Annotated in this window: 11 protein-coding genes; 8 read left to right on the forward strand and 3 right to left on the reverse strand. The window is 36.7% G+C overall.

Going from position 1 to position 16,808, the window contains the following annotated elements:
- Nucleotides 1–9 precede the first annotated feature (9 nt).
- The 4 genes from AB8525_RS03710 (at nucleotide 10) to rpiA (ending at nucleotide 5,329) form a co-directional block, all read left to right on the forward strand.
- Nucleotides 10–990, forward strand: a complete 981-nt coding sequence (locus tag AB8525_RS03710) for a virulence RhuM family protein (protein ID WP_369152656.1) — start codon at nucleotides 10–12, stop codon at nucleotides 988–990.
- Nucleotides 983–3,580, forward strand: a complete 2,598-nt coding sequence (locus AB8525_RS03715; RefSeq protein ID WP_369178703.1) for a DEAD/DEAH box helicase family protein — start codon at nucleotides 983–985, stop codon at nucleotides 3,578–3,580. The genes AB8525_RS03710 and AB8525_RS03715 overlap by 8 nt, the downstream gene beginning before the upstream one ends.
- 265 nt (nucleotides 3,581–3,845) lie before the next feature.
- Nucleotides 3,846–3,947 (forward strand): transposase, encoded by a 102-nt coding sequence (locus tag AB8525_RS03720; protein ID WP_369179005.1) that lies wholly within the window; start codon nucleotides 3,846–3,848, stop codon nucleotides 3,945–3,947.
- 722 nt (nucleotides 3,948–4,669) lie between these two features.
- Nucleotides 4,670–5,329, forward strand: coding sequence for a ribose-5-phosphate isomerase RpiA (gene rpiA, locus AB8525_RS03725; RefSeq protein ID WP_369178705.1), 660 nt, complete (start codon nucleotides 4,670–4,672; stop codon nucleotides 5,327–5,329).
- Here rpiA and AB8525_RS03730 read toward each other — a convergent pair.
- Nucleotides 5,319–6,653 carry a M48 family metalloprotease gene (locus AB8525_RS03730; RefSeq protein WP_369178707.1) on the reverse strand — a complete coding sequence of 445 codons (1,335 nt, stop codon included), beginning with the start codon at nucleotides 6,651–6,653 and terminating at the stop codon, nucleotides 5,319–5,321. The two genes, rpiA and AB8525_RS03730, sit on opposite strands and share 11 nt — an antisense overlap.
- 109 nt (nucleotides 6,654–6,762) lie before the next feature.
- Between AB8525_RS03730 and AB8525_RS03735 the strand changes: the two genes are divergently transcribed.
- The 3 genes from AB8525_RS03735 to AB8525_RS03745 all read left to right on the forward strand — a co-directional run bounded on the left by AB8525_RS03735 (nucleotide 6,763) and on the right by AB8525_RS03745 (nucleotide 8,974).
- On the forward strand, nucleotides 6,763–6,987 hold the full coding sequence (locus tag AB8525_RS03735; RefSeq protein ID WP_369152666.1) for a sulfurtransferase TusA family protein: 225 nt from the start codon (nucleotides 6,763–6,765) through the stop codon (nucleotides 6,985–6,987).
- A 28-nt stretch (nucleotides 6,988–7,015) separates the two neighbouring features.
- A complete protein-coding gene (locus AB8525_RS03740) occupies nucleotides 7,016–7,531 on the forward strand; it encodes a DsrE/DsrF/DrsH-like family protein (protein WP_369152668.1) in 516 nt (171 codons plus the stop codon).
- A 213-nt stretch (nucleotides 7,532–7,744) separates the two neighbouring features.
- On the forward strand, nucleotides 7,745–8,974 hold the full coding sequence (locus tag AB8525_RS03745; RefSeq protein WP_369150210.1) for an IS256 family transposase: 1,230 nt from the start codon (nucleotides 7,745–7,747) through the stop codon (nucleotides 8,972–8,974).
- A gap of 54 nt (nucleotides 8,975–9,028) precedes the next feature.
- Here the strand turns inward: AB8525_RS03745 and AB8525_RS03750 are convergent, their stop codons facing one another.
- A complete protein-coding gene (locus tag AB8525_RS03750; protein ID WP_369150196.1) occupies nucleotides 9,029–9,499 on the reverse strand; it encodes an N-acetyltransferase family protein in 471 nt (156 codons plus the stop codon).
- A gap of 49 nt (nucleotides 9,500–9,548) precedes the next feature.
- Here AB8525_RS03750 and AB8525_RS03755 point away from each other — a divergent pair, with 49 nt between their 5' ends.
- Nucleotides 9,549–9,743 carry a hypothetical protein gene (locus AB8525_RS03755; protein ID WP_369150197.1) on the forward strand — a complete coding sequence of 65 codons (195 nt, stop codon included), beginning with the start codon at nucleotides 9,549–9,551 and terminating at the stop codon, nucleotides 9,741–9,743.
- 98 nt (nucleotides 9,744–9,841) lie between these two features.
- On the opposite strand, the gene AB8525_RS03760 is transcribed toward AB8525_RS03755, so the two are convergent.
- The gene (locus tag AB8525_RS03760) at nucleotides 9,842–16,798 is read right to left on the reverse strand and encodes a cadherin-like domain-containing protein (RefSeq protein WP_369178709.1); all 6,957 of its coding nucleotides are present in this window, start codon (nucleotides 16,796–16,798) and stop codon (nucleotides 9,842–9,844) included.
- Nucleotides 16,799–16,808 lie beyond the last annotated feature (10 nt).

Below are 16,808 nucleotides of genomic sequence, written 5' to 3' on the forward strand. Positions count from 1 at the left end.
AACTTTGTAATGTTTCAAACAGAAACAGGCAAGGTTAATATTGATGTATTGTTTGCCAAAGATACTTTATGGCTAACGCAAAAATTAATGGGTAGTTTATTTGAATGCTCAACTGATAATGTTTCTTTGCATTTAAAAAATATTTTCAAAGAAGGGGAATTAGTTGAAAAAGCAACTACCGAGGATTTCTCGTTAGTTGGAAACGAAGGTGATAGAAAAGTATCAAGAAAACTAAAATATTACAATCTATCTGCCATTATTGCCGTAGGATTTAGGGTTAATTCTTACCGTGCAACACAGTTTCGCAAGTGGGCAAATACTATTTTGCAAGAATACACCATCAAGGGCTTTGTGATGGATGATGAACGATTAAAACAAATCAAGCACTTTGGGCAAGATTATTTTGATGAAATGCTTGAACGCATTCGTGAAATACGCCTAAGTGAGCGCAGAATTTATCAAAAAATTACTGATATTTACACCCTTTCCGCTGATTATGACTCGCAAGATAGCATTACCCAGCATTTCTTTGCCAGTGTGCAAAATAAACTACATTGGGCGATTACTGGTAAAACAGCTGCTGAAATTATCTACACCACCGCTGATTACAAAAAAACAAATATGGGGCTTACTAGTTGGAAAAATGCACCCAATGAGAAAATATTAAAATCTGATGTGGCTATTGCTAAAAATTACCTAAGTCAAGCCCATATTAAGAAATTGGAATTAATTGTTACTTCTTACCTAGATATGGCAGAAAATAAAGCGAGAAACAAGCAAATAATGAATATGGCTGATTGGGAAGATTTTTTACAAGGTTTTTTAGAGCTATCTGGACACCCTATTTTGCAAGATAACAGCAAGATTACAAAACTGCAAGCACAAATAAAAGCTTATGGGGAATATGATAAGTTTAGAGTTTTGCAAGACAAAAACTATGTTTCTGATTTTGATAAAGCCATCAAACAAATAAAGGTTAAAGATGAGTAATAAATTTTTATTTGATGGCATAGAAAAAGAGTTTGGTAGAGAATTGCGAACAGATGTTAGGTATCCGTTTGTTAATAACAATCTTAACCCAAAACTAGCGTTAAGAAAGTATCAAAAACAAGCCTTTACACGGTTTTATAAATACTATGAAACTAATGATGCGCAAGCCTATATAAAGCCACAAAGTAATATTCATCTAGCCTTTCATATGGCAACAGGTAGCGGTAAAACGGTGATGATGGCAGGGTTGATTTTGTATTTATATTCAATGGGCTATCGCAACTTCTTATTTTTTGTTAATCGTGGGCAGATTGTAGAAAAAACCAAAGATAACTTTATCAACGCCCAATCTAGCAAGTATCTATTTAACGATAAAATCACTATCAACAATAAACAAGTAAACATTAAGGCGGTGGATAACTTTGCTTATTCATCACACGATGATATTAATATCTGCTTTACCACTATTCAAGGCTTGTTTAGTAATTTTCATAATGAAAAAGAAAACTCACTGACTATTGAAGATTTTAAAGAAAATAAAATAGCTTTGATTGCCGATGAAGCCCATCATATTAATGCCAGCACTAAAAAACAAACCGAATTATTTGACAAAGACGGCAACCCTAAAGCCAGTTGGGAAAACACAGTAGAAAAAATCTTTAAAGCTCATAAAGATAATATTCTGTTAGAATTTAGTGCCACGATAGAGCTAGACAACAAGGATATTAGAGAAAAATACCTAGATAAAATCATCTATCAATATGATTTAAAAAACTTTGTTGAAGACGGTTTTAGTAAGAAAATCAACCTATTTAAAAGCGATACCGATAAACCAACACGCATATTACAAGCATTGGTAGTTTCAATGTATCGTGAGCAAATAGCGATTAATTACAAGCTAAACATCAAACCTGTGGTGTTATTTAAGTCATCTAAAATCGCTGAAAGTAAAGACAATCAAGCACTTTTTCACACACTAATTGACAATCTAGAAGTTAGCGGTTTGGAGGCGATAAAAAGTCAAACTGATATCAAGGTTTTAACACAAGCCTTTGATTTTTTTGATAAAAATGATATTGGTTTAAATTTACTCATTGAAAAAATAAAAATCGCCTTTGATGAAAAAAAATGCCTTTGCACCAATAGCGATAAAGAATTAGAACTTAATCAAAAACGACTTAATAATTTAGAAGATAAAAATAACAGCATTAGAGCAATTTTTACCGTTGACAAACTTAATGAAGGTTGGGATGTGTTAAACCTGTTTGATATTGTGCGTTTGTATGAGGGGCAAGCAAAAGGTGGCAGTCAAGGCAAAAAAATCAGCAAAAAAACTACTCAAGAAGCGCAATTAATAGGCAGAGGCGCAAGGTATTGTGCTTTTAAAATAAATTCTGATGATAATCCATATGTGAGAAAGTTTGACATGGATATTGATAACGAATTAAGGATTTTAGAAGAATTGTATTTTCATAGCAGTAATGAAAGTCAATATATTAGTGAAATTAAACAAGCATTGGTAGAACAGGGATTATTAGCAAAAGAAGGACAAGAGCCAATAGAACTAAAGTTAGAGTTAAAATCAGGCGTCAAAGACAATAGCCATTTTAAAAATAAGTTAATTTTTAAAAACAATAGAATTGTCAAAAAGTACAACACCGTTAAGAATATGGCTGATTTTGGTATTGCTAAAACTAATTTCTCTTATGAATTACAAAGCGGTAAAGGCAGTTTAAATGAAATTTTTGATGACGATACAAAGCAAGCCGATAAAGCCAATAAAAGTTATAGGTTAATAGAGTTATTGGGGGTGAACATTATTAAAAATGCCCTATTAGGATTTGACACTTTTGCTTTTAATAGCCTAATAAAAACCTTTCCTAATTTAAACTCTATCAAGGATTTTTTAGGTGGTGATTATCTAGGCGGATTTGAAATAAACATAACAGGTGATGCCAGCAATTTATCTAGTGAACAAAAGTTAGCAATCGCTAACTCGTTTTTAAATGCACTAGAGGCAGAAATAAAAGGCAATGCTGTTGAGTTTGAAGGCACTAAGGTTTTTTACCCTCATTCTGCACAGGAAGTTTTTACAGAAAAAACTTTGCTAATACCTCAAGATAAAGAAAAACAAATACAAGAAATAGCCCACGATTGGTTTGTGTTTGAGAAGTTTTACGGCACTAGCGAAGAGGAAAAGCTAATTGAACTTATTCACACAATTATTGACGACATACGCCATAATTACGACAATGTGTGTTTAATCAGAAATGAGAGGCACTTTGCTTTGTATGATTTTGCACAAGGCAGAAGATTTGAGCCTGATTTTGTTTTACTTAGTCAAAATAAGGCAAATCAATGTCATTATCAATTCTTCATAGAACCTAAAGGGGTGCACTTACAACAAGCAGATGAATGGAAAGAGGATTTTTTATTGGAAATTGAGAACAATTACAAGACATTAACTGGTGTAAACAACACAACAACTTATAGCAACGATGAATACAAAATTATCGGCTTAGAGTTTTATAATCACAGTAATGAAAACGACTTTAAAAATAAGTTTAAGTCAAAATTGACAATTCAATAAAACCCATCGTGAGACCTTTGCATAAATCAACCCAAACCCACCAACATGGTAAAACAACACCCATCTAAAAACAGCCACAAAAATCAAAAAAATGTCCTGGAAACAAACAGCCTAAAACTCATTCTCAGATTCTCTTGTCGTTGAACACAAATCCCTATCGGAACTAGACGATGTGCATAACATTATCAATTGGCCTGAGATAGAACAAACACTTTCAAACCTGTATTCATCCAAGCGAGGTGCACCCAGCTACCCACCACTAATGATGTTCAAGATTCTCATTCTTCAAGCTTGGCACGGCCTAAGTGATGAGGCATTAGAGAAACAAATTGCCAGAGGAGACCTTTGCATAAATAGGGATGATTAGCAAAATGACAGATTTTATTAAATTGGAAATTTTTTAAATCCCCTCCTAGCAGGGCTAAGGGTGTTTTTAAAAAGTTTGTAATTTGATGAAAGATGGCGTTTTGATGATTATTCATATTTATGCAAAGGTCTCTCAATATATCATTTGACGATAATAAACCTCTAATGGAACAGTTAAAGAAAAAAATTCAAAAACTAAAAAAAGCCATTTAAAGAGACTGAGAAAAAAGAGATACGACAAGCCTTTATGAAAAATATTAATAAATTAAGCAAGGATGATTTAAAGAAAGAAAAATTTTACAAAATAGCACAAAAGTTAATTGTAAAAATCAACGCTTAAATTAGCGGACAATATTTCAAAAATTCTGTAATTTTCTCACGATGTTTTGTTGAGATACTTTTAGTTTGATTCTTTTCCCAATGTAGAATAGTTGGAGTGCAAACATGAAGTAATTGAGTCAATTGCTTTTGAGAGAGCTTGCTTTGCATTCTTTTCTTTTTAATATGGTCGCCAAGTGTGATTAATTTTTTTGGTAATAACAAGGGTTGAGATATAGCCCATGGGACAACAAATTTCAATGACGGCAACAAGGCAACAAAACTACAGTTATTTGACGAGTTTCTGAGTGGAAAAAAGGCTGCTTTATGTGTTTCATAAGTTGTTCTGGGTTAATAAAAGGTTTTCATATATGTATAATGTCGTCAATTACTTAGGGGAATATTATGACACAAGATGAAATGAAACAAGCAGTTGCAATTGAGGCATTAAACTATATCGTTAAAGACACCATTATAGGGGTTGGAACGGGTTCAACGGCAAATTTTTTTATTGATGCTTTGGCAACGATAAAAGACCAGATAAAAGGCACAGTAGCAAGCTCTGAAGCCACGGCTGAGCGTTTAAAATCGCATGGAATTACAGTTTTTGACTTAAATGATGTGGAAAAAATGTCAGTTTATATCGATGGTGCTGATGAATCTGATGATGGGCTCAACCTAATTAAAGGCGGCGGCGGTGCACTCACGCGGGAAAAAATTGTGGCGTCGGTAGCTGATAAATTTGTCTGTATTGCTGACGAATCCAAGTTAGTTGCCGTGATGGGTGACTTCCCATTGCCTGTGGAAGTTATTCCGATGAGTGCCAATTATGTCAGTCGTGAAATCAGCAAACGCATTGGTGGCACGATAAAACTCAGAGAATTTACCACCGATAATGGCAACTTGATTTTAGACATCAGTGATTTAAAAATTACCGACCCAAAGGCAATGGAAACAGAACTTAATAGCATTGTCGGCGTTGTAACCAACGGTTTATTTGCAAATAGCCCTGCGGATGTTTTACTACTCGGCACGCCGAATGGGGTTCGTGTAGTTACGGCTTAAATAAGTCTATCGTCTGTTGTAATTCGTTAATTTTGACGGTAATAATATCGTATAAATCCTGAGAACCGACCAGCATTTTTGCACGCTCATAATGCCCAATTGCCTTATCCAATTCACCTTGCACGACCAAGGCTTTGGCACTTTGAATGTGCGAACGCCCTTCACTACCTTGCTTGACATAAAGCAATGCCAACAGTTTATAAGTCTCATAACTGCCTTGATTGATGCGTAAAAATGGCTTTAAAATAGCAATGCCTGAATGGTATTGATGGTTGTCTAAATAGGCTTTAGCAGAATAATAAAGACTAGCCTCATCCTCTTCTGTTATCCTATTTTTAGCAAAATATTGCTGCGACAACTTAATATTACCCATTTTAGAAGCAATGCGTCCCGCCAAAATATTACTAGGTTTGGTGCCATTAATGGCCAATAGTTTATCAACATATTTTTTAGCCTTTACATACTCCTCTTTTTCAAACGCCTGATAAGCCTGCATATATTTAGTAATTGCTTGATCTTTTTCAGGTTTAATTTTATGTTTATCTTGATAATACAATTTGGCCTTAATCACCGCATACGCAAACGAATCTTTACGATCGCCTTTCCCAGACCGAGCTGAGCGTTGCAAACTGTCGGCAATTCGATTAATGCTAAGCGGATGGGATTGTAAAAATTCTTGGGCGTTCGCATCGTCTTTTAATTTTTTAAAGAAATTTGCCATTCCTTGTGGGTTAAATCCCGATTTTTTCAGCATAGCCGTGCCAATTCTGTCTGCCTCCCATTCATGCTCACGGGTAAAGTTAATCCCTTGTTGCAACACGCCAGCAATGGTGGTAGAAAAAATAGCCTCCGATGCTTTGTTATTATCAACCAACGCCGCAGCCAGTACACCTGCCAACATCAAATAATTATTTTTGCTCGCTTTTTTGGCGTAACGCACCAAATGATTTTGCGTTACATGCGATATCTCGTGTGCAAGCACACCCGCTAATTCAGCCTCGGTATCTGAACTTAACAACATCCCCGTATGCACGCCAATATAGCCATACGCACCCGCAAAGGCATTAATACTGTCATTTTTTAAAAAGAAAAAATCAAAATGTTTATTGGGATTTTCACTATAAATCACCAGTTCTTGCCCCAATTTTTTGAGATAAGTCATTGTCTCAATATCGGAAATAACTATCCCTGTCCCCCAAATTAATTGTAAAAATTCCCTGCCTCGCTTTTTTTCATCTAGAGATTCTATCGGCTGTAAATTAGGAATGCTCAATGCAAAGGCAAAAAGTGGAGTTAGTAACAATGTTAAAAAAAACTTATTCATAGGATGACATTATATTTGACTATTCAACCTGATATAAGATAAAATAGTCGGACTTATTAGAAATTTCTAATATGTTTTTTATAATTTAACATTAACAAGGAGTCCCAACATGGCTGACGAAACTTTAGACGCATCAGGCTTAAACTGCCCATTACCAATTTTAAAAACTAAGAAAGCACTATCCAAAATGGATACAGGCAAAATCTTAGATGTAATCTCGACCGATGCTGGTTCAGTAAAAGATATTGAGGCTTTTTGCAATCAAACAGGTAACAAACTTATTTCAACAGTAGAAGACAGTGGTAAATATGTCTTTACTATTGAGAAGGCTTAAAATAAAATTCTAAACGGGGAGATTTATTATGTCAGACAGCAAAAAAATGACAATTATCGCTACTAAAGGTACTTTTGATTGGGCGTTTCCACCTTTTATTATTGCCTCTACTGGCGTGGCAATGGATAAAGAAGTGACTATCTTCTTTACTTTTTATGGACTTAATCTTTTACTTAAAGACACTTCTAAGTTACGGGTCTCTCCTATGGGAAACCCTGCTATGCCAATGAAACTCCCTATGGGTCCTAAATGGCTACAAAAAATTGACTTTGGCCCTAAAATTCCAAATATTTTTTGGTCTTTGCCATTCACAGAGCACTTAGCAACTTATTTAATGAAAAAAACCATGAAAAAAAATGGCGTTGCAAAATTAGATGAACTTCGTGCTATGTGTCAAGAATTTGATGTTAAATTTATTGCTTGTGAGATGACTGTTGATTTATTTGGCTATAGTAAAGACGACTTCATTGATGGCGTTGAATTTGCAGGTGCGGCAACTTATTTTGATGAATGTGATGGTTCAAACCATAACCTTTATATGTAACAACCTATTATTACCTATTAATAAAAAACCTCCTTTTGGAGGTTTTTTATTGCTTGCTAAAAGATGAGGGCGATTTTTTTTACTTATAAATAGACCTTTGCAGTACTAGCCGTCATTCATTCAGACCGAGAGCGTAAATTAAACTGTGTAAATCCTTAAAAAGCTTTTGATCCTATAAAATCAAAAGCATTAAAAATACAAGGAGAAACACAAATGAGTTTAATCAACCACAACGAACTAAAAAGACAAATCCAAACAGGGGAATTTACCTCCCTTGATAACATCGCAGATGAATTTAAAAACATAATGCGAGAGGTTATTCAAACTGCTAGCGAAGAAGAACTATCAAGCCATCTTGGCTATCAAAAAAATCAGTTATCACTAAAAGATAACGACGGTCGTAATTATCGCAATGGGCATAACAAAAAGACTTTAAAATCCAAGTATGGCAATATAGATGTCGCCATCCCCAGAGATAGGCAAGCCAGTTTTGAGCCACAACTAGTCAAAAAGCGTGAAGTCATTTTAGACGGCAGTGAGGATTTAATCTTGTCTCTTTATACCAAAGGCATGAGCGTTAGAGACATTCAAAATCATCTTGATGATTTGTATGGTTATGAGCTATCTACCACCACCATATCCAACATTACCGAGAAGATTATGGTTAAGGTAGATGAGTGGCAGCATCGTCCTTTAGAGGCGATTTATCCCATCATATTTATGGATGCTACCGTACTTAAAATCAAGATTGATTCTGTGGTTAAAAACATTGCTGTGTATATTATGCTGGGTGTAAGTCTTGAAGGTAAAAAAGAGATTATTGGATTTTGGATAGGTGAAAACGAAACATCTAAGTACTGGCTCACAGTGTTAAACGATATTAAAAAGCGTGGTATTAACGATGTTTTAATCTTTGCTATTGATGGATTAAATGGCTTTAATAAAGCAATAGAGGCTGTTTACCCAAAAGCTGAGGTTCAGCGCTGCATTGTTCACCAAATCCGCTCATCGCTAAGATTTGTGTCTTGGAAAGACACAAAGGCAGTTGCTAAAGATTTAAAAGCTGTTTACACGGCTTTAAACGAAGAGCAGGCATTATTATCACTAGATGAATTTAAACATATTTGGGATAAAAAATACCCTAATATTGCCAAATCATGGCATAACCATTGGAGTGAGCTATCAACATTCTTTAAGTATCCGCAAAGCGTTAGAACATTGATATACACAACTAACCCAATAGAATCATTAAATGCTATTATCAAGAAGAAAACTAAATCTAAGGGCTCATTCCCAACACAAGGATCAGCGCTTAAAATGGTATACTTGGCAACACAACAAATACAGGAAAAATGGCAAAGAACTAGAGTTAGAAACTGGGGTGAGATTTACCCTCAATTATGTATATTTTTTGATGAGATTATGGAAAAATACGAGAAATAGTTAAGAGTGAAAAGGCGGATTTACACAGTTTAATTTACGCTCTCGTTAAGACTTTTATAACTTAAACGCATAATTACCCCCTAAAGTTTTTGCCCCTATTTTTCTAAAAAATCTATCAGTATTGGCAATACTGATGCCTGATGTTACATGAAATAATAAATGAGACACACCATGATCTTTGGCAAATTTCTTTGCAGACTTAACTAAACGCATAGCGACTTTTCCACCTGCCAATGTATCACGAATTTGTTTCTTAATATAGATAACACTAACAGTTGCTATAGGGCGTGAATCGGCAATAAAGTAACTACCAAGTGTTGCGTAAATAAAACCAACAATCTTATCACCAATACGAGCGACCAAACATATTGCCTTTTTATTAATAATCTTGTCATAAAATGCACTAAACTTAATTCTGCTAAACGGCATATCAGCAAAAACACTCTCGTGATGGACTTGTTGTGCCAATTTCTGTTCAATGGTAAAGTTAGTACGTTCTTTTCTTGGTTTGGTTATTTGTGTCATTTTGACCTCCTTATGGTTTGGTATTATAAGGCTATCTTTGTGTCCAAGATTGTTAGACCATTACACCTTTAACCAAAGTACAAAAGCAAGACAACAAGCAACGATCAAGCATCCGTTATATTGTTGCCAACAAACTGGCAGCAACACCGCCACAAAAATTGGCAATAAAATCAGCGAAGGCTCAAACAAGACATGGAGCGCTACTAAAAATTGGTGGAATACCACAGGCAGTGAGAAAGCCTAAGAAGTTGGTAATAAAATCGGACAAAGTTCAAATAAAGTATGGGATGTCACTAAGAAAGACTGAGGTAATGTAGTATTACACCACTAATACATTTTCTATCAAATAACACTCATATCATCAATACTCAGTGAATAAGTACCTGTATTTGAACTAAAGGCTCCAGCAGAGACATAGTAAGTGCCAGATTCTGTTGTGTTAAAGTCAAGTTGTGAGTTAGATAATTGCCCACCATCGTCATTGGTTGTGCTATTTATCATATTACCATTAGCATCATAAATGCCACGCAAATAAGTATCACTTAATGTGCCTGCACTGGTAGGAGAGCCTTCTAGGTTAATTTGATAGTTTATATTGGCTTCTAAGACAATACGGAACCAGTCTGTATCGTTGGCTGTTTCAATATCGCCTATAATAACATCATTTAGCGTTAGTTCGCCTGTGGTGCTGGTATTGTCAGCAATGTCGCTAGGAGTGACATTAACCGTAGTAACCACCACATCTACAGCACTGGTAATAGTTGCTGTGCCATCACTAATCTCATAGCTCAGTTGTAGTTGACCATTGAAGTCAGCATTTGGGGTTAGTGTCCAAGTACCATCTTGGTTATCAATCAGACTGGCATTGCTACCAACAACAGAAAGATTAGCCACACTTAACGCATCACCATCAACATCGCTGGCATTAGCAAGCAGTTGTGCTGTGGTGATAGTGAGTACTTGGTCTTCATTGGTTGTTAGACTGACATTAGCACTGACAATTGGGGCATCATTAACCGCATTTAAAATATCTTGAGCACTCCACTGAGTGCCATCTGAAAACTCAATTACATCAATTGAACCACCTGTAAAAAATTGATCATTAAAAGTAATAGTTTCGCCTGTAGGGGTAATGGTTAAGATAGCGTTATAACCAGATTTAACAATGCTAACTTCATCAGCATTTATATCAGTTAAAATTAAATAATCATCTCCAGAATAATCATTAATAATATCATTCCCATCACCTTTTTGATAATAATATTTATCATTCCCAAATCTGCCATTTAGAATATCATCGCCTTTATGTCCAATAATTTTATCGTTAGAAAGACTGCCTTGTATATCATCATCACCATCAGTGCCTATATAAAATGTATTGTCTGATATATCCTGAGCACTCCACTGAGAACCATCTGCAAACTCAATTACACCAATTGTAGCTCTAAAGAATTGACTTTCAAAAGTAATAGTCTCACCTGTAGAGATAATGGTTAAGATGGCATCGTTGCCAGATCTAGAAATAGTTATTTCATCAGCATTTATATCTGCCAGAATTAACCTATTTTCTCCAGAATAATCATCAATAATATCATTCCCATCACCTTTTTGATAATAATATTTATCATTCCCAGAGTTGCCATTTAAAATATCATTGCCTTTACGCCCAATAATTTTGTCATTGCCAGATCCGCCTCTTATATCATCATCACCATCAGTGCCTATATAAAATGCATTGTCTGATATATCCTGAGCACTCCACTGAGCACCATCTGCAAACTCAATTACACTAATTGCAGCATTAAAGAATTGACCTTTAAAAGTAATAGTCTCACCTGTAGAGATAATGGTTAAGATGGCATCGTTGCCAGATCTAGAAATAGTTATTTCATCAGCATTTATATCTGCCAGAATTAACCTATTTTCTCCAGAATAATCATCAATAATATCATTCCCATCACCTTTTTGATAATAATATTTATCACTACCAAAATCACCCTTTAAAACATCATCACCTTTAAGTCCAATAATGTTGTCATTGCCAAAACCACCTTTTAGATTATTATCACCATCAGTGCCTAATATTGCATCAATAATATTAACATTAACAGTTACACTAGTTGCCGCCTCGCCATCACTAACCTCATAACTTAACTCTATTTGACCAAGAAACCCAGTAGTTGGGTGTAGCGTCCAAGTACCATTATTATTAACTGTTAGGATGCCATTATTACCAACTACGCTCAAATTAACTACGGTTAAATCATCACCTTCGATGTCACTAACATTAGTTAGTAATTGCGTAGTGGTGATGTTTACATTTCTATCTTTAGCACCTGATAGATTGACAATAGCACTAATGATTGGGGCATCGTTAACTGGAGTTATGTCAATATTGGCACTACTGCTAATTGTTGCCCTAGCATCACTAATATCATAATTTAACTCTATTTGACCATTAAAATTAGCATTCGGCGTTAGGCTCCAAGTGCCATCATTATTAACTGTTAGAGCGGCATTATCACCAACAACACTCAGATTGATAACAGTTAAATCATCACCATCAATATCACTAACATTAGCTAGTAATTGTGCGCTGGTGATAGTTAAATTTTGATCTTCGGTACCTGCTAGGCTCACCACGCCGCTCACAGTTGGCAGGTGATTAATTGGAAGGATGTTAACCCCAGCATTTGCACTAACACTAGAGTGAGTATCGCTAACCTTATAACTCAACTGCACTTGACCATTAAAATTAGCATTTGGAGTTAGAGTCCAAGTGCCATCATTATTGTTAGTTATGCTGGCATTATCGCCAATTACACTTAAATTGATAATAGTTAAATCATCACCATCAATATCACTAGCATTGGCTAATAATTGTGCTGTGGTGATTAATACATCCTTATCTTGCAAGCCATCATCTAGCCTAACATCAGCGCTAATTATAGGAATATGGTTGCCATCAGCACCTGTTATTTGAGCACTAGAATATGTGGTTATACTTTCTAAAGTGCCACGATCATCGGTATAACTAGCAACAGTTCGTACATACTTGCCAGTATGCGCTTGTGCTAAGGTTAGTTCACTGCTCGTAGCACCAACAATATCCACCCAAGTTTGTCCATCAGTTGAGTATTGCCATTGGTGGCTTAACTCACCTATACCATCAGCATCAGATAAAGTATTTGTTAGCGTTAAAGTTTGTCCTTCTATTGCATCTCCTTGTAGGTAAATACGCCCTCTTACGCCTGAATTAAAATCATTCCCAGCCGTATTAATGTGCCATACACTGTCATCGGTAAACATAATTCGTTCAATTACTCTATTTTCTGCGGTATTTTTTAACAAAATGCTATTTTGAGCATTTATAGTAAGTAATAAGTCACTTCCATTTGTCGTAACAGTAACATCAGCAATTTGTATGCCTTCTCCAAATACAATAGTGTCCACACCCTGAGTGTCAATAATAGTATCATTGCCATCACCTAAATTAAAATGATAAGTATCATTACCTCTGCCACCGTCCAAAATGTCATCACCTAAACCGCCTGTAATGACATCATTGCCAGCCTCCGCTCGTATAGTGTCATCACCTGCTAAACCATCTAGAGTATTATCCCCACGATTACCAATAATATTATTGGCATTGTTATTGCCAGTACCGTCTATATTTTCATCCCAAAGTTTAACTGCTTTTTCGGTATAAATACTATAAGCATTCATAACATCAGCCGCTTCTCTGAAAGTTTCAACATCAACAAAACGGGTCATATCATTAATTTTCCCGCGTCCTGAATCACTGATATAAAATCCCATTAATTCACCAGTGCTGGCACTGTGCACTGCTCCTGTCAAAGTTACCGCATGATTAACACCGCCATTACCAACATAATTTTGATCGTCCCATAGTTTGCCTGCATTGACTGACAATATCACCCCACGACCACCACGAAGCAAGTTAGCAATACCTGTTTCGTTGTAACCATGAATAACATCATTGTCAATATTGTAGCTATTTAAAATGGCTTGTTGCTGTAGGTAGTTTGAACCACCCAGTTGACTAGCAGGCAGGCTAGGGTCATTTATTGCCCAGTTGTTATTAATAGCCACATTAACCACTTCACCTTCTGTTGTAGGTGTGCCTGTTTGGGTGATTAAATTAGCAATTGAAGTTAAAGCGCAAGTGCCTTTGTAATTCTCGATAGCATCACCTTGTATATAATCAAGTTCATTGCGTTTTGGAAAGCCATAAACTAAAACATCTTCACCATCAACCCGACCTTTCTCCGCCTTGGAAAAATCAAGCAGAGTTAGGTTTTCTATATGCTCACCTAAGGTTTGACTGATGCTACTTTGGATAGTGTCTGTGCCTTGATTGGCATTTTCAATCACTTGGTCATTGATGTTATCAACATAATAGGTATCATCACCCAAACCACCAATCATTTCATCAGCACCGGTTACACCATCAATGATGTTGTCGCTGCTATTACCGATGATTTTATTATCTTGTGCGTTGCCAGTACCGTGGATATTAAAGCCTTCGAGTAATCTAAGCTCTTCAATGTTAGCATTCAGTAGATAACTGGTGCTAGATATCACAGTGTCATAGCCTTGGTTGCTTTGCTCATAAATACTATCATTAACACTGTTAACAATATAGATGTCATCACCTTGTCCGCCTACCATAACATCCGCATCAGCACCACCATCGAGGTAGTCATTACCTAAGCCACCAACCAAAGTATCTTGACCTGCACCACCATATAAATGATCGTTGTCACTCTCCCCTGTATCTAAGGTTTGTTTGGCTTCATTGCTGGCAGTAAAGCCAGCTAAATAATCGTTACCATCCCCACCATACAAAACATCATCACCGACTTGACCAAACAGGTTATCATCACCTGCCTCGCCATAGAGTTTATCATTACCCTTGCCCCCTTGAAGTTCGTCATTACCTGTGCCACCATAAAGCCTATCACTACCTAAGCCAGCGATTAAAACATCATTGCCACTACCGCCATTTAGATAGTCATCATCAGTTTCACCAGCACTTAGGCTTTGTTTAGCTTGATTAGCAGCGGTAAAACCCAATAGCAGGTCATTACCCTCACCACCCCAAAGCTTGTCGTTACCAGTTTGCCCAAACAGGCGGTCTTCACCATCACCACCCATGAGTTCGTCATTACCATCATTACCTTGGATTTCATCATTACCTGTGCCACCCCAAAGCTTATCATTGCCTTGCTCGCCTAGCAAGGCATCGTCATTAGCACCGCCATCTATAATGTCGTTACCAAGCCCACCGTACAGACTATCATCACCTGCGCCACCATATAAGGTGTCATTGTCAGTTTCTCCTGCACCTAAGGTTTGCTTGGCATCATTACTAGCAGTAAAGCCAACAATCACATCGTTGCCACTACCGCCATGAACAGTATCATCTCCTACGCCAGCAAATATTTTATCATTGCCTTGTTCGCCATAAATATGGTCATCTCCAGCATAGCCTAATAGTTCATCATTACCTTTACCACCCCAAAGGTTATCAGCTCTATTACTACCACCCATCAGATCGTTACCATCGCCTGCTAAGAAGTGAGTGAGTGCGTTGAGGCTAAAGTATCTGGTGTAACTGGAAAAATAGTTCACATCAAAAGCATCATTGCCATCAGTGCCGATTAGCATATGAGTGCGACCTTCATCGATTTTAATATCATCGGCACCCCAAGAAATTACCCCATCATATGTACCAATAAAGTTAATCGTATCTCGCAGATGACGATAGTTACTATCAGGGGTGGTCGGTTCAGTTGCTTGATTAGCCTGATTAGGCTGGTTAGTGGCAACAAGACCATTGCCTTGAGTATAAAAACCATAATCAGATTGCTGAATAGGCTGGTTAAGGGTGCTTAAATTGACTAACTCGCCAGTATTTAAATGCCCATCTTCATTGAGATCTGTCCATAGGTTGAGGCTGGTGGTTTCATTAGTGCTGAGTTGTCCGTCATTATTAGTATCTAGCGCTTGAAGCTGTGCAATGCTTAAAGCCTGGTTATTGGCATCCAATAAAACACCTGTATGACTAGCAATACTCAAGGCATTGTCATATTCTTCACTTTGAGAGTCATAAAAAGCACCGATTGGGTCGTAGGTATATTCATCGAAATTATAGTTAGGTTCAAAAACATAATCATCCAAGGAATAATCCAACACATAGTCTTGGAAGGCGCTGAATTCCTCATAGGTTATCAAGCCCTCTTGTAGTTCTTGAAGCATGGCTTCTTCTGCATCAAACAAATCACCAATATCACTAAAGGCAACATCTGGGTCATTAACAAACAACTCACCTTGGTCGTTAAGGTCTACGATGTTGCCATTTTTCCATGGGGATAGGGCTTGGGTGGCGGTGTCGAAGGTGAATTGGTCGATTGGGTTGCCTTGAGCAACTTCGTGTGCCAAAGCTTTCAATTGGCTTTGGAATTGCTCCAATTGCAAAGCCGAAGCATCTTGCTGTATTTCCTCATAATTTTGTTCAATATATTCTAATGCAGCCTCTAAAGAGTGATTGTCTATTAACCCATCGGCAGTCAATGCTAAGCCTAGTGAAAAAGTTGTAGGATGGCGCATTAAAAATAGTCCTACATTTGTTTGAATGTCACTCACTGCGTCAATTTTTACTTCAACGCCTAGGTGTGTGCCAATACTACTCACTGCCGAACCTTGCTCAGAGATGTTGGTGAAATTAGCACCCACACTAGGTGTGTCAGCAACCTCGGTAAAGGCATCTGGGTAAGACTCTCTAAGTGAAGAAATAAAAACTTGATAGTCATTATTTGCCACAATAGCACCCGCACCTGGAGCATCAATTGCAACCCCGTTTAAGCCAAAAGTATAAGCAACAATTTGGGCAAGACCACCCCCTAGGGAATGACCTGTTACCGAAAAAGTATCAGTTTGACTAGCACCATCTGAGTTTTTAACAGCTGCATCAATGGTTTGTGCCACATGGGTGAGTGCTTGTTGAAACTGCTCGGATAAACTTCCCGTTAAAAAAGATGTATTATCATTCAAATCATTCAGTCCATTAGTGCCAGCAATGGCAATTACAGTATGGTTAAGATAGTTAGCATTTTGATAATTTTGGATTTGTAGACCTGAGTCGAAGTTATCTTTAGGGTCTCCTTCTACTTCCCAGCCATTAATACCTCTATCATTTGGGTCTTTGTAAACATCGCCTGCTAAAAGGGCTGATTCAAAGTAGGTGATTGGATTGTTGTTATTTTGTGTTGGCATAGCATTCTCT

The sequence above is a fragment of the Candidatus Thiodubiliella endoseptemdiera genome, assembly GCF_964212635.1.
Lineage (GTDB): Bacteria > Pseudomonadota > Gammaproteobacteria > PS1 > Pseudothioglobaceae > Thiodubiliella > Thiodubiliella endoseptemdiera.